The sequence below is a fragment of the Saccharopolyspora rosea genome, assembly GCF_025643595.1.
In the GTDB taxonomy this organism is placed as follows: domain Bacteria; phylum Actinomycetota; class Actinomycetes; order Mycobacteriales; family Pseudonocardiaceae; genus Saccharopolyspora; species Saccharopolyspora rosea.
This window is the reverse complement of record NZ_CP102826.1, coordinates 4,400,009-4,417,360: the sequence shown is the minus strand read 5'-3', so window position 1 is coordinate 4,417,360 and position 17,352 is coordinate 4,400,009. Positions and strand designations below refer to the sequence as shown.

General features: G+C 73.0%; 16 protein-coding genes. 8 read left to right on the top strand and 8 right to left on the bottom strand.

From position 1 onward, the window contains the following. The first annotated feature begins 13 nt into the window (after positions 1-13). Positions 14-688, top strand: a complete 675-nt coding sequence (locus NV263_RS20355) for a DUF1990 domain-containing protein (RefSeq protein WP_263248064.1) — start codon at positions 14-16, stop codon at positions 686-688. A 277-nt stretch (positions 689-965) separates the two neighbouring features. Continuing rightward, on the top strand, positions 966-2,228 hold the full coding sequence (locus NV263_RS20350; RefSeq protein WP_263248063.1) for an MFS transporter: 1,263 nt from the start codon (positions 966-968) through the stop codon (positions 2,226-2,228). 58 nt (positions 2,229-2,286) lie between these two features. On the opposite strand, the gene NV263_RS20345 is transcribed toward NV263_RS20350, so the two are convergent. After that, entirely contained in the window at positions 2,287-2,976 is a 690-nt protein-coding gene (locus tag NV263_RS20345; protein ID WP_263248061.1) for a nitroreductase, read from the bottom strand. A gap of 102 nt (positions 2,977-3,078) precedes the next feature. Here NV263_RS20345 and NV263_RS20340 point away from each other — a divergent pair, with 102 nt between their 5' ends. Next, entirely contained in the window at positions 3,079-3,672 is a 594-nt protein-coding gene (locus tag NV263_RS20340) for a TetR/AcrR family transcriptional regulator (RefSeq protein WP_263248060.1), read from the top strand. A 107-nt stretch (positions 3,673-3,779) separates the two neighbouring features. On the opposite strand, the gene larC is transcribed toward NV263_RS20340, so the two are convergent. After that, positions 3,780-4,046 carry a nickel insertion protein gene (gene larC / locus NV263_RS20335; RefSeq protein WP_263248058.1) on the bottom strand — a complete coding sequence of 89 codons (267 nt, stop codon included), beginning with the start codon at positions 4,044-4,046 and terminating at the stop codon, positions 3,780-3,782. Between the two features lie 62 nt (positions 4,047-4,108). Next, on the bottom strand, positions 4,109-4,495 hold the full coding sequence (locus NV263_RS20330) for a VOC family protein (RefSeq protein WP_263248057.1): 387 nt from the start codon (positions 4,493-4,495) through the stop codon (positions 4,109-4,111). A gap of 800 nt (positions 4,496-5,295) precedes the next feature. On the opposite strand from NV263_RS20330, the gene NV263_RS20325 reads away from it, so the two are divergent. Beyond that, positions 5,296-6,624, top strand: coding sequence for a purine-cytosine permease family protein (locus NV263_RS20325; protein ID WP_263248056.1), 1,329 nt, complete (start codon positions 5,296-5,298; stop codon positions 6,622-6,624). 135 nt (positions 6,625-6,759) lie between these two features. Here the strand turns inward: NV263_RS20325 and NV263_RS20320 are convergent, their stop codons facing one another. Beyond that, on the bottom strand, positions 6,760-7,812 hold the full coding sequence (locus tag NV263_RS20320) for a family 2 encapsulin nanocompartment cargo protein polyprenyl transferase (RefSeq protein WP_263254281.1): 1,053 nt from the start codon (positions 7,810-7,812) through the stop codon (positions 6,760-6,762). A 694-nt stretch (positions 7,813-8,506) separates the two neighbouring features. Between NV263_RS20320 and NV263_RS20315 the strand changes: the two genes are divergently transcribed. Further along, complete coding sequence (locus tag NV263_RS20315; protein ID WP_263248055.1) at positions 8,507-8,779, top strand: helix-turn-helix domain-containing protein; 273 nt, start codon at positions 8,507-8,509, stop codon at positions 8,777-8,779. 151 nt (positions 8,780-8,930) lie between these two features. Continuing rightward, on the top strand, positions 8,931-9,878 hold the full coding sequence (locus NV263_RS20310) for a cation diffusion facilitator family transporter (RefSeq protein WP_263248054.1): 948 nt from the start codon (positions 8,931-8,933) through the stop codon (positions 9,876-9,878). On the opposite strand, the gene NV263_RS20305 is transcribed toward NV263_RS20310, so the two are convergent. Continuing rightward, positions 9,854-11,293 (bottom strand): APC family permease, encoded by a 1,440-nt coding sequence (locus NV263_RS20305; RefSeq protein ID WP_263248052.1) that lies wholly within the window; start codon positions 11,291-11,293, stop codon positions 9,854-9,856. The genes NV263_RS20310 and NV263_RS20305 overlap by 25 nt on opposite strands. Before the next feature lie 94 nt (positions 11,294-11,387). Between NV263_RS20305 and NV263_RS20300 the strand changes: the two genes are divergently transcribed. Both NV263_RS20300 and NV263_RS20295 read left to right on the top strand, forming a co-directional pair. After that, on the top strand, positions 11,388-12,305 hold the full coding sequence (locus NV263_RS20300) for a polysaccharide deacetylase family protein (protein ID WP_263248051.1): 918 nt from the start codon (positions 11,388-11,390) through the stop codon (positions 12,303-12,305). After that, complete coding sequence (locus NV263_RS20295) at positions 12,302-13,468, top strand: M20 family metallopeptidase (RefSeq protein ID WP_263248050.1); 1,167 nt, start codon at positions 12,302-12,304, stop codon at positions 13,466-13,468. The genes NV263_RS20300 and NV263_RS20295 overlap by 4 nt, the downstream gene beginning before the upstream one ends. Before the next feature lie 218 nt (positions 13,469-13,686). On the opposite strand, the gene NV263_RS20290 is transcribed toward NV263_RS20295, so the two are convergent. The 3 genes from NV263_RS20290 to NV263_RS20280 all read right to left on the bottom strand — a co-directional run bounded on the left by NV263_RS20290 (position 13,687) and on the right by NV263_RS20280 (position 17,273). Continuing rightward, positions 13,687-14,322: a GntR family transcriptional regulator gene (locus NV263_RS20290; RefSeq protein ID WP_263248049.1), complete on the bottom strand. Its 636-nt coding sequence runs from the start codon at positions 14,320-14,322 to the stop codon at positions 13,687-13,689. Between the two features lie 117 nt (positions 14,323-14,439). Further along, the gene (locus tag NV263_RS20285; RefSeq protein ID WP_263248048.1) at positions 14,440-15,708 is read right to left on the bottom strand and encodes an amidase; all 1,269 of its coding nucleotides are present in this window, start codon (positions 15,706-15,708) and stop codon (positions 14,440-14,442) included. Beyond that, positions 15,705-17,273, bottom strand: coding sequence for a class I adenylate-forming enzyme family protein (locus NV263_RS20280; RefSeq protein ID WP_263248047.1), 1,569 nt, complete (start codon positions 17,271-17,273; stop codon positions 15,705-15,707). The genes NV263_RS20285 and NV263_RS20280 overlap by 4 nt, the downstream gene beginning before the upstream one ends. Positions 17,274-17,352: the final 79 nt, after the last annotated feature.

Genomic DNA, 17,352 nt, shown 5'->3' with positions numbered 1-17,352 from the left:
AGAGGGGTCGTCGGTGTTGCGGACCGTGCCGCGCTGGCTGGCGGGGATGGCGTTGATCTCCTGGCGCTACCTGTGGCAGACCACGCCGCTGCACCGCAGCGAGGAGCGGGGTGACGAGACCGATCTGCCCCCCGAACTGCCGACCGCGCTGGTGGACGAGCGCAGCCTGCTCGCCGACGACGGGTGCGGCCAGCTGTTCCACCGCACCTTCTCGGTGCGCATCGAGGATCCGGCGGTCGACCCCGCGACGCTGATCGGCACGATCCGCGACGACATGAACCGCGCCGTGCCCGGGGAAGCCGCACGCGTGTGCCGCAACAGCGGCGAACCCGGCCGCATGTGCACCGGGGACGAGTTCACCGTGCACATGCCCGGTCCGTGGAACGGGCCGGTGCGCGTCGTGTCGTGCACCGAGGACTCGTTCCGGCTGGCGACGCTCGAAGGCCACCTCGAAGCGGGCCTCATCGAGTTCCGCGCCCGCCCCGAGGACGGCGTGCTGCGCTTCGAGGTCGAAGCCTGGGCACGCCCGAGCAGCCCACTGGTGGACCTGCTGTACGCGAAAGCGCGGCTGGCGAAGGAGATGCAGCTCAACATGTGGGTGCGCTGCTGCCTGGCCGCCGCTGCCCTGGCGGGCGGGCGCCCCCGCGGCGGCGTCACCATCCGCACCCGCTGCGTACCCGCCCGGTGAGCAGGAACGCCGGCCAAGCGGGCGGAGCACGTCCGCAGCGCTGTCACGACCCGGGGCCGGCCGCCGCAGCACGGTTCCCCAGTTCCCGTCGGACCTTGGAACCCCTTACCGCTCATTGAACATCAGCGCGTATTGGGTGCCGCTCGGGGACGCGGAGGCGCCGCCATGTTGTGCCATGACACGGGACCTTGCGTCGGGGAACGGTGTCGGCGATACTCCTGGATCACCTTAACGCTAAGTTAGTTATCGGCGGGGGAGCCCGCCGGGGAGGTGGGCCGTGCGATCCCTGCACCGGTTCCGCTGGGCGGGAGTGCTCGCCCTGCTCGCCGTCGTGACGATCTCCTACGTCGACCGCGTCAACGTCTCGGTGCTGATCACCGACCCGGCGTTCCTCGCGCACTTCGGACTCGGCCACGACAGGGCGGCCCAGGGCGCCCTGATGTCCACGTTCCTCGTCGGCTACGGCGTCGCGGCGCTGCTGCTCACCCCGTGGTACGAGGCGGCGCTCGGCGTGCGCCGCGGCCTCGTCGTCAGCCTGGTGAGCTGGTCGCTGCTCACGCTGGTCTCGCCGGTCGCGTCGGCCGCGGTGGTGCTGCTGGCGCTGCGGTTGCTGCTCGGCTCGGCCGAGGGGCCGCTGTTCTCGCTGAAGACGATGTACGTCAAGGCGCGCTTCGACGACGGCGAACTCGGCAGGCCCAACGCGGTCACCTCGATGGGGGTGTCCCTGGGCAGCGCGATCGGCATCCCCCTGGTGGCCGCCGCGACCGTCCACTTCGGATGGAGCGGGTCCTTCCTGGTGCTCGCCGCGTTGAACCTGCTCGTCGGACTGCCGCTGGTGCTGCTGTTCGTCGCGGCCGGCCGGGGCGCGCAGGGCGGCGGCCGCACCGCGCGGCAGCGCTTCACCGCCGCCCTGCGCACCCCGCGGTTGGGGTGGATCCTGCTGGTCGAGATCGCCACCCTCGGCTACCTGTGGGGCAGCAGCTCCTGGCTGCCCTCCTACCTGTTGCAGGAGCGGCACTTCTCCCTGGCGCAGATGGGAGTTCTCGCCGCGCTGCCCTTCCTGGTCAGCCTGCTGTCCGGCTTCGCGGGCGGCTGGCTGGTCGACCGGCTGCCGCCCGCGCGGGTGGCCGCGGCGCTGGTGCTCGGCAGCGCCGGCACCGTCGTGTGCACCACGGCCGTGATCCTCGTCGACTCGCGCTGGCTGGCCGCCGCGGCATTGGTCTTGGCCAACGGTTTCTGGGGGTTGCAGGGGCCCGCCATCCCCACGCTGGTGCAGCAGCACGCCGCCCCGGGCACCGTGGGCAGCGCCTACGGACTGGTCAACGGGATCGGGAACCTGGTCTCGGCGGCGCTGCCCGCGGCGGTGGGCGCGCTGATCAGCGTCAGCGGACGCGGATTCGCGGCGGGCTACGGCCTGCTGGCCGCCACCCAGGTGGTGACGCTGGCGGTCGGCCTGGTGCTGCTGCGCCGCCGACCGGCGCCGCGCCCGGCCGGCGGTGCCGCGCCCCACGACATCGGGGCAGGACGCGGACGGGGCTGACGGCCTCCAGCGCGTCACCCGCTGGGACTTCACTGCGCGGTCAGCCGGAGGGGGCTCGCTAGACGTGGAAAGCGGTGGTCGTTTCGAGGGCGGCCCGCTCGGTCGTGACCCGGTTCACCGGCGCACTCTCGTCGGCGTAGCCGAAAGAGACGCCCACGAGCAACTTCCCTTCGGTGACGCCGAGTTCGGTCCGGATGGTGTCGGCGTAGAAGCTGAGCAGGCCCTGCGGGCAACTGTCCACCCCGTACGCGGCCATGGCCAGCAGCAGCGTCTGCATGTAGGCGCCGACGTCGGCGGCCAGTAGCGCCCCGCCGTCGCCGGTGACGAACAGGAACGCGGCGTGCGGTGCCCCGTAGAAGCGCAGGCTCTCCGCGTCGTAGGCCGCGCGCGCCGCGTCGTCGTCCGGGCCGATGCCCAGCGCTCCGTACAGACCGGCGCCGAACGCGGCCCGCCGCTCCTGGTGGACGGGGCCGTACATGGCCTCGGAGTACGGGAAGTCGACCGAGGTGCGCTGTTCGGCGTGGGCCGCTTGCAGGGCGTCCGCCAGGCGTGCGCGCCTCGCGCCACTGACCACCTCGACCCGCCACGGTTGCGCGTTGGAGTTGGACGGCGCGGTGCCGGCGAGGGAGAAGATCGCGCGCATCGTGTCCGCTGGCACGGCCTCGGGGCGGAACGCGCGTGTCGCGTGGCGACCGCGCATCAGCTTCTCCGCGTAGTCGCTCAGCTCGGGGGAAACCAGCCCGCTCATGGAACTCTCCTCAAGTGCACTGATGTAAACGGAGTCGTTTACCTATGTGGCGACCGTAGCACGCCGCTCGCTCCGAGGTAAACGAGGACGTATACTTCCGTCATGAGCACGGGGACGACGACGTCTCGACGGCAGGGGCGCGGGGGGCGCGAACGCATCCTGGCCGCCGCCGCCCGACTGTTCGCGACCCAAGGGATCAACGCGACCGGCATGGAACAGGTCGCAGAGCAGGCACCGGTGTCCAAGCGCACCCTCTACGCGCACTTCCGGACCAAGAGCGACCTGGTCATCGCCCATCTCCAGGACCTCGCCTCGACGGGCCACACCCTGGAGAGCGTGCTGACTCGGGAGGACATCCCGGCCAGAGAACGAATCCTCGCGCTGTTCGTCCCGCCTGCTGCGGACGCGGGTCCGGTGCGCGGATGCCCGTTCATCGACGCCGCCGCGGAGTTCCCCGACCCGCAGAGCGCGGTCCACGCTTGCGCTCGCGAACAGAAACTGCTGATGGTGCGGCTGGTAACGGCACTGGTAACGGAACTGGGGTGCCGCGAGCCCGCCGCACTCGCCGAACAACTCGTCACTCTCGCGGACGGGGCCGCCAGCCGCGCCATGGTGCTGGATGATGCGGACTACGGACGACACGCGCGGGCAGCAGCCGAGGTCCTCCTGGAGAACGCCCTGCCGGGCGCGAGCTGACGAGGACGACGTCCGCAGCGGACGGCGCCCGGCGTCGGCACAACCCGCACCGCCTCCGGGCCCGAGGGAGCCGCGCGGCCCGGGCGAATGATCCGGAGGGGACGACTCTAGTGCTGCGCCCGGCCGCCGAACCCGCCGTCGGGCGCCCCGGAGTCCCGCAGCTCGGCGAGCGCGCGTTCGGCGACGGTGCGCAGCGGCAGCCCGAGGGCCCGGGCCGCCGCCGCCACGTCGTCGTGCTCGGGTTTCGCCCGCCAGGGGCCGGTTTTGACGCGGACCGGGTGGCCGTCGACGGTGACGGTCGTGGTGGTGCGGGGCAGCGCGTGGCGGTCGACGCGGTGGCAGCGCAGGCCGCGGTCCGCCTCGTCGGTGCACACCTCGACGTGCGGCAGGCCCCGGGACCGGGCGACCTCCCGCGCCCCGCGGCGCTCCGCGGGCCTCAGTCCCCGCTGCCGTAGGGGCGGGTGAGGATCTCCAACTTGTGGCCGTCCGGGTCGTCGAAGTAGACGCCGCGGCCGCCGTCGCGGGTGTTGATGCGGCCCGGCTCGGCGTGGTGCGGATCCGCCCAGTACGACAGGCCGCGGTCGGTGATGCGGCCGAAGATCTCGTCGAACTCGGCCTCGGTGACCAGGAACGCGTAGTGCTGCGAGGTGATCTCGGCGTCCGGCACCTCCAGGAAGTCCAGGGTGACGTCGTTGCTCGTCGCAACGGTCAGGAACGGCCCGAACGGCACCGGTTCGGGCAGGCCCAGGACCTCGGACAGGAACCGCGCCGACGCGGCCTTGTCCCGGGCGGCGACGATGGTGTGGTTGAGCTGCACGGCCATGGCGTGCTCCGTTTCCGCTCGGTGATGTCGTCGTGGCCGAGCGTAGAAGTTGCAGCGCGCTGGAAGTCAACGGTGCGAGAGAGCCTGTCTCTGAACTCGTTTTGGGTGGCGGTGCCGGTGGCGGAACCTCAGTGCCTGTCTTTGAACTCGTTGTGCGTGGCGGTGCCGGTGGCGGAACCTCAGCGGCCGTCTCGGCTCCGGGAGCCCCGACTCATGTATGCCCAATACACAGCGTCGGGGCTGTCCTCGCGAGACGACCGCTGAGAACCCGCGGCGGTGCAAGTGGCGAGACCACTCACCGAAAGAGAAAGCGGCTCACGCCGCTTACCACGACCCGTCGGAACCAAGTTCAAAGACAGGCACTCAGCGGCCCGCCCGTCACCCGACCACCGCCCCCCACGGAGGCGCTGCGCGCCACAGCCACACCGGCTCCGGGAGCCCCGACATCATGTAGCCCCCTACACCACGTCGGGGCTGTCCTCGCGAGACGACCGCTGAGAACCCGCGGCGGTGCAGGTTGCTTGCGTACTCACCAAAAGAGAAAGCGGCTCACGCCGCTTACCACACCCCGTCGGAACCAAGTTCAAAGACAGGCACCCAGGTTCCTCGTGCGCACCGAGGCGCTCACGGCGAGCTGGAGGGGTGCTGATCGAACCCTCCTGACACCCCGTGCGGCAGCGGGGTAGGGTGTCGCCGACACGTCCACGCGGGAGCTCGGGCGCACCGGGCTGAGAGGGCGGCTTGACCAGTGCCGCCGACCGCCGAACCTGTCCGGGTAATGCCGGCGTAGGGAGATCGTGATGGCGCTCGACGCCGACAGTCGCGAGGTTCCGCACACCCTCGACGAACCAGCACCGAGAACGCTCGGCGTGCTCGACCAGGGCGCGTTCTGGGCGAACCTGGGCGTGAGCCTGCTCGGGTTCAGCGGTGCGATGGCCGTGCTGGCCCCCAGCGGCGCGCCCCGGCTGTCCTTCGTCGCGGCGCTCGCGGCGTGCGTGGTGGGCACCGTGCTGGGCAGCGTGATGGTCGGCATCGCGGCCGTGCCCGGCGCCCGCACCGGGGCCCCGTCGATGATGCTGCTGCGCGGGCTGTTCGGCACCCGGCTGTCCTACCTGCCGACGCTGCTCAACATCCTGCAACTGGTCGGCTGGGGCACCTTCGAACTGCTCGTCATCGCCCAGGGCGCGGAGGCGCTGTTCGGCGGCGGCCCGCGCTGGCTGTACCTGGTGGTGGCCGGGGCGCTGACCACCGGGTTGACGCTGCGCCCGCTGGGGGCGCTGCGGCTGCTGCGCCGGTACGTGACGGTCGCGGTCGCGATCGCGATGGTGTACTTCTTCGTGCAGCTGGTCCGGCACCCGCTGCCGGACCTGGGGACCGGCTCGTGGCAGGGCTTCTGGCCGGGCGCCGACGCGGCGCTGGCGGTGGCGGTGTCGTGGCTGCCGGTCGCCTCGGACTACTCGCGGCACTCGCGCAGCGTGCGCGGCGCGTTCACCGCCGCGACCGTCGGCTACTCGATCACGCAGGTGTTCTGCTACGTGCTCGGGCTGATCGCGCTGGCCATGGTCGGCGGTGACGCGGACCGGGCGTTCGACCCGTTCCTGGCGGTGCCGCTGGGCGTGGTCTTCTTCGGCGTGCTGGTGCTGCGCGAGGTGGACCAGTCGTTCGCCGACACCTACTCGACGGCGGTGTCGATGCAGAACCTGCGCCCGAAGACCGACCGCCGGGTGCTGAGCCTGTGCGTCGGCGTGCTGACCACGCTGCTGTCGCTGACGCTGGACATCACCCAGTTCGCCAACTTCCTGCAACTGATCGGCTCGGTGTTCGTGCCGCTGTTCGGGGTGCTCGCGGTCGACTACTTCCTGCACGCGGGGCGCCGCGGCAGCTGGGACCTGTCGGAGAGGGCCCCGTCGCGCTGGGGAATGCTGCTGGCCTGGATCGCCGGGTTCGTCGTCTACCAGCTGATCAACCCGGGTGGCATCGCCTGGTGGTCGAACCTGTGGACCGGCCTGGGCGCGGCGATCGGCTTCACCCCGCAGTCGTGGATGAGCGCCTCGCTGCTGTCCTTCCTGGCCGCCGCGGCCGTCGCGGGCGTCATCAACGCCCTGGCGCCGCGCCGCGCGGTCGACTGAGTGAGCACCTGTCTTCGAACTCGTTTTGCGTGGCGGTGCCGGTTGCGAGACCGCTCACCGAAAGAGAAAGCGGCTCACGCCGCTTACCACGCCCCGTCGCAACCAAGTTCAAAGAACAGGCACTGACCGGCCCGGTCACCGGTCGCGGCGGATGACCATCCGGGCCAGCGCGGTCAGCTGCTCGGCGGCGCGGGGCGGCGGATCGGCGTCGCGCAGGTCGCGCAGCGCCTGCTCCAGCAGGCGGTCCGCCTCGCGCTGGCTGAACACCCGACCGCCCGCCACCGCCACCAGCTCGGCCGCGTGCGCCAGCTCGCTGCCGGTCAACGGGTGTTCGCGGTGGTAGAGCTCGGCGAGCTGCTGCCCGGCCGCGGTGCCGGACCGCAGCGCCGCCACCACCGGCAGCGTCTTCTTGCGGGTGCGCAGGTCGGAGAACACCGGCTTGCCCGTCGTCGACGGGTCGCCCCAGATGCCCAGCAGGTCGTCGACGTGCTGGAACGACAGGCCGAGGCTCTCGCCGAAACTGCACAGCCTGGCGACCTGCTGGGTGCGCCCACCGCCCAGCAGCGCGCCCAGCGCGCACGCGCAACCCAGCAGCGCCCCGGTCTTGTCGCCCGCCATCCGCTGGCACTCGGCCAGCTCGACGTCGGAGCGCTCCTCGAAGGCCAGGTCCGCGCTCTGCCCGTTGATCAGGCTCAGCACCGCCGTGTTGAGCACCCGCACCGCGGTGCTGGCCTCCGGGTGCCCGCTGGCCACCAGCACGTCGGTGGCCAGCGTCTGCAACGCGTCCCCGGCCAGGATCGCCGCGCTGCTGCCGAACACCGTCCACGCCGTGGGCCGGTGCCTGCGGCGCACGTCGCCGTCCATGACATCGTCGTGCAGCAGCGAGAAGTCGTGCGCGAGTTCCACGGCGACGGCGGCGGGCACCGCCGCCTCGGGATCGCCACCGACCGCGGACGCGCACGCCAGCACCATGGCCGGGCGGATCGCCTTGCCCCGGTGGGCGGTGACCGGCGCGCCGTGCTCGTCCCACCAGCCGAGGTGGTACCCGGCGATGTGCCGCATGCGCCCGGGCAACCGGTCGACGGCGGCGCGCAGCGCCGGTTCCACCACGGTCCGGGCGCGGTCGAGCGCGTCGGCCGCCGCGCGGTCGAGCCCGCCCGCCCGTTCATCCACTGTGGACTTCTGCATCGGAAGTGCCGCCGTGGCGGGGAGATCTCCACCGGAGGTGTCGGCTGCGGGTGGCGGTTCGCGCGGGACGGCGCGCTCCGCGGCGCCGGTGCTGCCCGGCCGCGGTTCCCGGTCGGGGACGTCGAGCTGTTCGGTCGCGGACATGCGAATGCCACCAATCGTCGGTTCGGGGAGTCGGAGAAAGCCGGACCGAGGGATCCGGGGCAATAGCGGGCGGTCCAATCCGGAATATGCAGAGTCCGTTCAATTAACCGTGCGTCGCCGCCGCCCCGGACGTTAGCATCGTGACCTTGGGCCGTACAGTCCCCCGAACGTGCTGCTCGTGGCGGAGGAGGGGGCGCTGACCGGGCCAGGGCCAAGATCACCTGAAATGCGTCTTGCCACCGACGCAGCGTGATGGCCCCGGCCGCTTTTCCCGTGAAATCCGGCCATTGGTTGCCCCGCGCGCAGCAATCCGGCAACGGAATATCCGGAATGAATCCGGCGCATTGCTCCACTCGGGTTAAAGGGCTCGGGATGCGGGATTCCGCAAATCGGGTTATCGGTGCCGGAGTTGTTCGGTAGTAGTGTTCGGAGGCGGATTTGACCGTTGGATTCCCGGCGCTCGGTCGGGGTTCATGAAATAGTTTCGACAAGATCGAGAGCCATCTCGGGTGCGTCCGGCCCCCGTGTTCGCCAGAAAGGGATTTGCAGCGTGAAGTGGAACCTGCGGCTGGCCGCCGCGCAGCGGGGCATCTGGAAGGCCAGCGAGCTGCAGCGCCGACTCGCCGAGCACGGCCTGGTCATCTCCGCGGGGAAGATGTCCGGGCTGTGGTCGAAGACGCCGGCCAGCCTCAAGCTGGACGACCTCGACGTCATCTGCGCGGTGCTCGGCTGCGACGTCGGGGACCTGCTGGTCCCCGAACCCGAACGCGTGCTGCGACCCGACGGCGGGGTGCGGTCGGGCACCGCGGTCGGCTCGGAGTGACCGCGCGACGACCACAATGGACAGACGTGCGGGGTGTCGCGAACTCCCCGCACGTGCCCGGATCCCGCTGCTGGTAGCGGTGGGCAACAACGGCGTTGTCGCAGTCCGGACCCCGGGCATACGGTGGGCGGAGCGGCCCCGGGGAGGCGCCATGTCCGCACACCGGAAGGACCGCCCGGCCGTCCCGCACCACCACGGCCCGCACGTCGACGACACCCTGGCGGCCAGCCGCGACGGCATGCGGGCGCTGCTGGTCTCCGCCGCCGGACTGCTGGCGACCGCGCTCGGCCAAGCCGTGCTCGTCGCCGCCACGGGCTCCGTGGCGCTGCTCGGCGACACCGTGCACAACGCCGCCGACGCGCTGACCGCCGTTCCGCTGGCGGCCGCGTTCCTGCTGGCCCGGCGCGCACCGTCGCGGCGCTTCACCTACGGCCTCGGACGCGCCGAGGACCTGGCCGGACTGGTGGTGCTCGCGGTGATCGCCGCCTCGGCGGTGGCCACCGGCGTCGAAGCGGTCAGCCGGTTCGCCGAGCCCCGGGACGTGGCGCACCCCGGCTGGGTGGCGGCGGCCGGGGTGCTCGGCTTCCTGGGCAACGAACTCGTGGCCCGCCACCGGATGCGCGTCGGCCGCCGGATCGGCTCGGCGGCGCTGGTCGCCGACGGGGTGCACGCGCGCGCCGACGGGTTCACCAGCCTGGCCGTGGTGGCCTCGGCCGGGGGCGCCGCACTGGGCTGGTGGTGGGCCGATCCGGTCGTCGGCCTGCTCATCACCGCGGCGATCGTCGCCGCGCTGCGGAATTCGGCGACCGAGGTGCTGGGCCGGGTGCTCGACGCCGTGGACCCCGGCCTCGTCACCCGCGCGGAACGGGAACTCGCCGCCACACCGGGAGTGCGGGGCGTCAGCGCGTTCCGGATGCGCTGGGTCGGCCACCGGCTGCACGCGGAGTCCGAAGTGGACGTCGACCCGGCGCTGACGCTGGCCGAGGCGCACCGCATCGCGCACTCCGCCGAACACCGGCTGCTGCACGCCCTTCCGGTGCGCAGCGCCCTGATCCACGCCCACCCCGCGGGCGCTCACGAACCGCCCAGCCGCCGGTAGCGGCGCGGATCGCGTCGGCGCCAGTGCAGGGCCAGCGCGACGCCCGCGCACCCCACCAGCGCGACCAGCACGCCGAACGACGCGGCGAGCCGCACCGATCCGCCGATCAGCGTGGTGAAGTTCGCGATCACCAGCCCCAACGCCAGCAGCAGACCCACCAGCCCGGCACCCGGCGCGACGACCGCGTGCCACAGCCCGGAACCCGCGCGCCGCCTGCGGAAGAACACCAGCACCGCCAGGCAGGTCAGCGCCTGCACCAGCACGATCCCGACCGTGCCCACCCCGGACATCCAGGAGAACAGCTCTAGCACCGGGTCGCTGCCCACCGCGGCGAACGCGCCCACCACCAGCACCGCACTGGCCGTCTGCACCAGCGAACCCAGGTGCGGCGAACCGCGCCGGGGGTGCGTGCGGCCCAGCCGGGACGGCATCCCGCCCTCCCGCCCCAGCGCGAACAGGTACCGGGCGATCGCGTTGTGGAACGCCAGGATCGCGGCGAACAGGCTGGTCACCAGCAGCACCCGCATCGAGTCCGCGGCGAGGGGCCCCAGGTAGCGCCCGGCGGTGTCGAAGATCAGCTCCTGCGGGGCGGCGTTCGCCGCCGAGCGCACCCGGTCCGGTCCCCAGGCGAGCACCAGCGCCCACGACGACAGCGCGTAGAAACCGCCGATGAGCAGCACCGACACGTAGGTCGACAGCGGGACCGTGCGACCCGGGTCGCGGGTCTCCTCGCCGTAGACGGCGGTGGCCTCGAAACCGATGAACGAGGCGAACGCGAACATCACGCCGATGCCCGGGTTGCCGCTGAAGAACGCGCCCGGGGTGAACGACACCGCCGACACGCCGTGCGCCCCGCCGCTGCCGAGCACACCCGCGTCGAGCACCGCGACGATCCCGATCTCGCACACCAGCAGCAGCCCGAGCACCTTCGCGCTGAGATCGACCTGCCGGTACCCCAGGACCGCCACCAGCGCCAGGCACCCGGCCGCGACCACCCACCACGGCAGGTGGGGACCGCCGAGCCCGGCGACCGCCTCGGCGACCACGCTGCCCACCATGCCGTACATCGACGCCTGGATCGCCGTGTAGGCCAGCAGCGCCAGGAACGCCGCCGCCAGGCCGGGCGGCCTGCCGATGCCCTGCGCGACGTACGCGTAGAACGCGCCGGGATTGGTGACGTGCCTGCTCATCGTGGTGAGACCCACCGAGAACAGCAGCAGCACCGCGGTCGCGAACAGGTAGGCGCCGGGCAGTCCGGGGCCGTTGCCCAGCGCCAGCGCCACCGGCCCAGCCCCGCCGATGGCCGTCAGCGGCGCCGCCGCGGCCACCACCAGGAACACCACTCCGGGCACGCCGAGCGAACCGCGCAGCCGCGCCGCGCCCTCGCGTTCGGTCACCGCTTCGTTCGTCGCCACGAGCGGTGATGGTGCTGCCGCGCGTCCCCGGGGTCTTGCGCGTCCGTGCTTGACTGTTGAGCGCAGGTGCACGCGTCGGGCGGAGGAGGTCTGCGTGTCCGGATCGTCGTCGACCCCCGCTTGGCAGTGGCCGGAACACCAGTGGCGCGGCCACGTGGCGGCGGTGCGCGCGGGACGGCGCCTGGTCCCGGCGCGCTGGCCCGGGGACGCCCACGCGGCCGTGCTGCTGTCGTTCGACGCCGACCACGAGACGCTGGCGCTGCGCGACGGGCGGACCAGCCCGGGACTGCTGGCGCAGGGCGAGTACGGCTCGCGCGTCGGCGCACCGCGGATCCTGGAACTGCTGGGGCGCTACGACATCCCGGCGACGTTCTTCGTCCCGGCCGTGTCCGCCCTGCTGCACCCCGCCGAAGTGGAGTCCTATGTGGAATCCGGGCACGAGGTGGGGGTGCACGGCTGGATCCACGAGCGCAACACCGAGTTGGACGGTCGCGACGAACTGGACCTCCTCGCGCGGTCGGTCGACGCGCTCACCGGGCTGACCGGTGTCCGACCGGTCGGCGTCCGCACACCGTCCTGGGAGTTCTCCGACACCACGCTCCGGACGCTGCGCGAAGTCGGGTTCCGCTACGACTCCTCGCTGATGGCCGACGACGAGCCGTACGAGATCCTCGCCGACGGCGAACCCACCGGGTTGGTGGAGATCCCGGTCGACTGGATCCGCGACGACGCCGTGTACTTCACCATGGACCGCCACGAGGGCGTGCGGCCGCACCTGCGCCCCCGCGACGTGCTGGAGATCTGGACCGACGAGTTCGACGCGGCCTACCGGGCGGGCGGCGTCTTCCAACTCACCCTGCACCCGCACCTCATCGGCCACCGGTCCCGCCTGGCGATCCTCGCCGAACTGCTGGACCACGTCCGCGTGCACGACGGCATCTGGTTCGCCACGCACGCCGACCTCGCCGACCTGGCACACGCCGAACTCCGCCGCGCGAAAGGATCCGGATGAAACCAGTCCTCACCGACGACGAGACCAGGGCGGTGCACGCCTGGCTGGCACGGCACGAGGAGGACGTAGTCGCCGACATCGCCGACTACGTCGGCCGGGAGAGCCCCAGCGACGACCCGGGCGCGCTCGCCGAATGCCTGCGGTGGCTGGAGAACTGGCTCGACGAACGGCTCGGCACCCCGGACGAGCGGCGCTCGCACCCCCGCGACGGCGCGGGCGACATCAGCGTCCGCCGGTACCGCGGCGGCACCGGGAGCCCCGTGCTGCTGCTCGCGCACTACGACACGGTGTGGCCGCTGGGCACCCTCGCGGAACGGCCGTTCCGCCGCGACGGCGACGTCCTGACCGGACCGGGCGTGTTCGACATGAAAACCGGCCTGGTGCAGGCGGTCTGGGCGCTGCGCGCGCTGGACGCGCTGGACCTGCCGACACCCGGGTTCACCCTGCTGCTCAACGGCGACGAGGAGACCGGCAGCACCGCGTCCTCGGACGTCATCACCGACGAGGCACGCCGCAGCCGGGCGGTGCTGTGCTTCGAGGCCAGCGCCGACGGGGCGATCAAGACCGCGCGCAAGGGCGTCGGCCTGTTCACCCTCACCGTCACCGGCGAGGAAGCCCACGCCGGGCTCGACCCCACCTCCGGGTGCAGCGCCGTGCACGAGATGGCCCACCAGGTCCTGCGCTGCCGCGACCTGGCGGACCTCGACGCCGGGACGTCGGTGAACATCGGCGTCGTGCACGGCGGCACCCGCGCCAACGTCACGGCCGGACGCGCCGTCGCCGAACTCGACGTCCGGGTGGCGACCGCCGCCGAGCAGCAGCGCGTCAGCGACGGCCTCGCCGCGCTCGCGCCCGCGCACCCGAAGGCGCGGGTGGAAGTCGGGGGCGGCTGGAACCGCCCGGTGTTCGAGCGCACCGACGGGGTCGCGGAGCTGTTCGCGCTGGCCCGCGACTGCGCCGCACCGCTCGGCGTCGACCTGCGCGAGGCCGCCGTCGGCGGCGCCAGCGACGGCAACTTCGCCCAGGCGGCCGGGGCGGACGTCCTCGACGGCATCGGCGCCGTCGGCGGCGGCGCGCACGCCCGGACCGAACACGCCACCGTGTCCGGAGCGCTGGAACGGGCCGCGGTCGCCGCCGCCGTGCTCGCCGCCCTGGCGGACTGACCTCGGAGCCGCTCCCGGGTTCGTCGCGGCGGGACCGGTTCGAAGCTCAGAGCCTGTCTTCGAACTCGTTTTGGCCCAATACACAGCGTCGGGGCTGTCCTCGCGAGCCGACCGCTGAGAACCCGCGGCGGTGCAAGTGGCGAGAGCGCTCACCGAAAGAGAAAGCGGCTGGCGCCGCTTGCCACGCGGGTTCCGGGAGCAGGTTCGAAGACAGGTACTCAGCCGCCTTCCCGCCGCCGTTCGTCGTCGAGGTGTTCGCTGCCGACGATGTGGGTGTAGGTCAGCTGTCCGGCGCGCGTGCTGTCGCGGTCGCGCAGCGCCGCGATGATCGCCGCGTGCTCGGCAGCCGATTCCCGGTGGCTGCGGGCGACCTTGGGACCGTCCGGCATGGCCTGCCACAGCATCCGCATCAGCGACAGCAGGACCGGGCTGCCCGCCGCCTGGTAGATCGCGAAGTGGAACTCGCGGTTGAGCGCGCCGTAGGAGCGGTCGCCCTCCTCCAACGCGAGGATCCGCTCGTTGATCGCGGTGATGGCCGACAGCTGGTCCTCGTCGATCCGCCGCGCGGCGAGCTTGGCGGCCAGCGACTCCAGGGCGGCGCGGATGAGGTAGTTCTCCTCGGTGGCGTCCAGCCAGGACTCCGCGACCGTGGCGCTGCGGTGCTGGTCGGTGCTGACCAGCCCCTCGGACTCCAGGCGGCGCAGCGCCTCGCGCACCGGGGTGGGGCTCACGCCCAGCCGGGCGGCCAGGTCGCGCTGGCGCAGCGACGCCCCCGGCTCCAGCTCCCCGGTCACGATCAGCTCGCGGAGCATGCTGGTGACCAGCTCGGTCTTACTGGTGTACAGCGGCTGCATCAGGCGGTGCCTCTCCGGGGTCGGTGTGCGTGGCGGTGCGAGTCGCTCGCGTACTCGCCCGAAGGAGAAGAGCGGCCGGGTCGCTCGGGGAGCCGATCCTAGCCGGGGGCGGGCGGGTCACCGGGCGGTCCCGACGAGTTCGGCGCACCGCAGCGCGGTGCCGGTCGCGGCGGCGAGGAACTGCACCCCGACCGGCAGCCCGGTGGCCGTGCCGGGCACCGACACGGCGGGCAGCCCGGACACCGAGGCCAGGGCGGTGAGCGCGGTGCCCGCGGTCTCCACCGGCACCGAACGCCCGGCGCAGTCCACGACCTGCGCACCCACCGGCGCGGCGGTGACCGGGGTGGTCGCCAGCAGCAGGGCGTCGACGTCGGCGAGCGCGGCATCCAGCCCGGCGCGGATCGCCTCGCGGACCGCGAGCGCCCGCCGGTAGTCGGCGTCGCGGAGGTTCGCGCCCAGCAGCAGCCGCGCGCGGATCTCCGGGCCGACGCCGTCGGCGGGGAACCACCGGCGGGCGGACTCGGCGAGCATGATCACGAACGAGGCGGCGGGCGCGAGCGAGGAGTGGGGCATCCCGACGTCGACCACCTCGACGCCGAGCGCGCGCAGCCGGGCCGCCGCGTCGGCGACCGCGGCGCCGACCTCCGGTTCCACCCGCCCGGCCCAGCCGTCGGCGACGATCCCGACCCGCCGGACGTCCGCGCGGTGCATCGGGACCCCGAGCGCCAGCAGCGCCGCCGCGCAGTCGGCGGGGCCGGTGCCGAGCACACCGGCGGTGTCCTGGGTCGGCGCCAGCGGTGCGATGCCGGTCATCGGGGTCTCGCCGACGCCCGGTTTGACGCCGACGACCCCGCACAGCGCGGCCGGGTTGCGCACCGACCCCGCGGTGTCGGTGCCCAGGGCCAGCGGTACCACGCCGTCGCCGACGGCGGCCGCCGATCCGCCGCTGGAACCGCCCGCGATGCGGCCGAGGTCGCGCGGATTGCGGCAGCCCGGGGTCAGCATGCCCCACGCGAGCTCGTGGGTGCGGGTCTTGCCGACGACCACCGCCCCGGCGGCGCGCAGCCGGGCGACCACGGCGGCGTCCCGCTCGGCGAGGTGGTGGCCCAGGCCCGGCGTGCCGCAGCGGGTCCAGCACCCGGCGACGTCGATGTTGTCCTTGACCGCGAACGGGATGCCGTGCAGCGGGCCCCGGTCGAGCCCGGCGGCCAGTTCCCGGTCGGCGACCTCGGCCTCGGCCAGCGCTCGTTCGGCGCGGACCTGCACGAACGCGCCGGTGCCGGTGGCCTCGGCGGCGGCCAGCGCCCGCCCGACCACCGCGACGGCCGTGTCGATGCCCGCGCGCAGCCGCGCCCCCAGCCCGGCGACGGTCGTCCCGCCGGTCACAGCTCGGCCCGCCACAGCTTGGCGACCGCCCGGTCCAGCTCAGCGGTGTCGGGCGGCGCGAGCGCGGAACGGCGCAGCTTGCCCATGCTGTTGCGCGGCAACGAGTCCACGACGAACACCTGCTTCGGGCACTTGTGCGGGGCCAGCCGCGCGCGGCAGTGCGCCACCAGCTCGTCGGGGTCGACCGCCTCGGTGGGCACCACCCAGGCGGTGACCTGTTCGCCCCACCGCTGGGAGGGCAGCCCGGCGACCGCGGCCTCGGCGACGGCGGGATGCCGCTCCAGCGCCAGCTCCACCTCGCGCGGCGAGACGTTGAGGCCGCCGGTGATGATCAGCTCCTTCTTGCGGCCGGTGATGCGCAGGTAACCCGTCTCGGCGTCGACGTGCCCGAGGTCCCCGGTGCGGAACCAGCCGCCGGGGTGGAACGCCTCGGCGGTCTCCGCGGGCCGGTTCCAGTAGCCGCCGAACACCTGCGGGCCGCGCAGCAGGATCTCGCCGTCGGCGGCGTCGGCACCGGAGTCGTCGGCGATGCGCATCTCGACGCCGGGCAGCGGCAGCCCGACGGTTCCCGGCACGCGCGGCCCGTCGAGCGGGTTGGACACGTCCAGCCCGGCCTCGGTGCTGCCGTAGCGCTCCAGCGGCGGTCGGCCCATGATCCCGGAGAGCCGTTCGGCGAGTTCGGGGCCCAACGGGGCGGAGCCGCTGACCGCGAGCCGCAGCGCCGGGGCGGTCAGCGCGCGGGGTGCTTCGGCGGCGAGGCGTTCGTAGATCGCCGGGACGGCGAACAGCACGGTCGCGGCGTGCCGGTGGACGGCGTCGGTCAGCTGCTCGGCGTCGAAGGTCGGCAGCACGACCGCCGAGGAACCGGCCAGCAGCGTCGCGTGCACCCCGCCGAGGCCGTGCTGGTGGCTCAGCGGCAGCGAGTGCACCAGCACGTCGTCCTCGCCCCACCGCCAGGCCAGCATCGCCGCCCGGATCGAGGACAGCAGGTTGCCGTGCGTGAGCGGAACCCCCTTGGGAGCCCCGGTGGTGCCCGAGGTGTAGCCCAGCAGCGCGAGGTCGTCCGAACCGAGCGAGGGGAGTGCGGCCGGTGCGTGTTCGGGCAGCGGTTCGTCCAGCGGGACCAGTCGCGGGCCGTCGAGCCGGTCGGCGGCCGGGCGCGCGGCGAACGCCCATTCCGCGCCGCTGTCGGTGACCAGGTGGTCCAGCTCGTCGGCGGTGTAGGCGGGGTTGGCGGGCACGACGACGGCTCCGGCGCGCAGCAGCGCCAGGTAGGCGACCACCAGCGCGGAGGAGTTGGCACCGCACAGCAGCACGCGATCACCGGTGGAGAAACCGTTGGCGCGCAACCACGTCGCGGTGCGGGCGCTGCGTTCGTCGAGTTCGCCGTGGGTGATCCACCGGTCGGACTCGGCGGGGAACAGCAGCGCTGGATGGTCGGGGCGCACGCGCCACGCGGACGGCAGGCTGCCGCGGGCCAGGTCGGCCACTTGTTCGGGGCTCGCGCCGTGCCGCCGCCAGGCGGAGCGGGCGTCAGTGTGGTGCGAGGGGATGTTCGCTGTCAAGACCGGCTCCCGGGTGTGCCGTCGAGGGGATTTTTCGGCGGTGGGACAACGGAAAACGCGGTGGATCGGTACTTGCGCG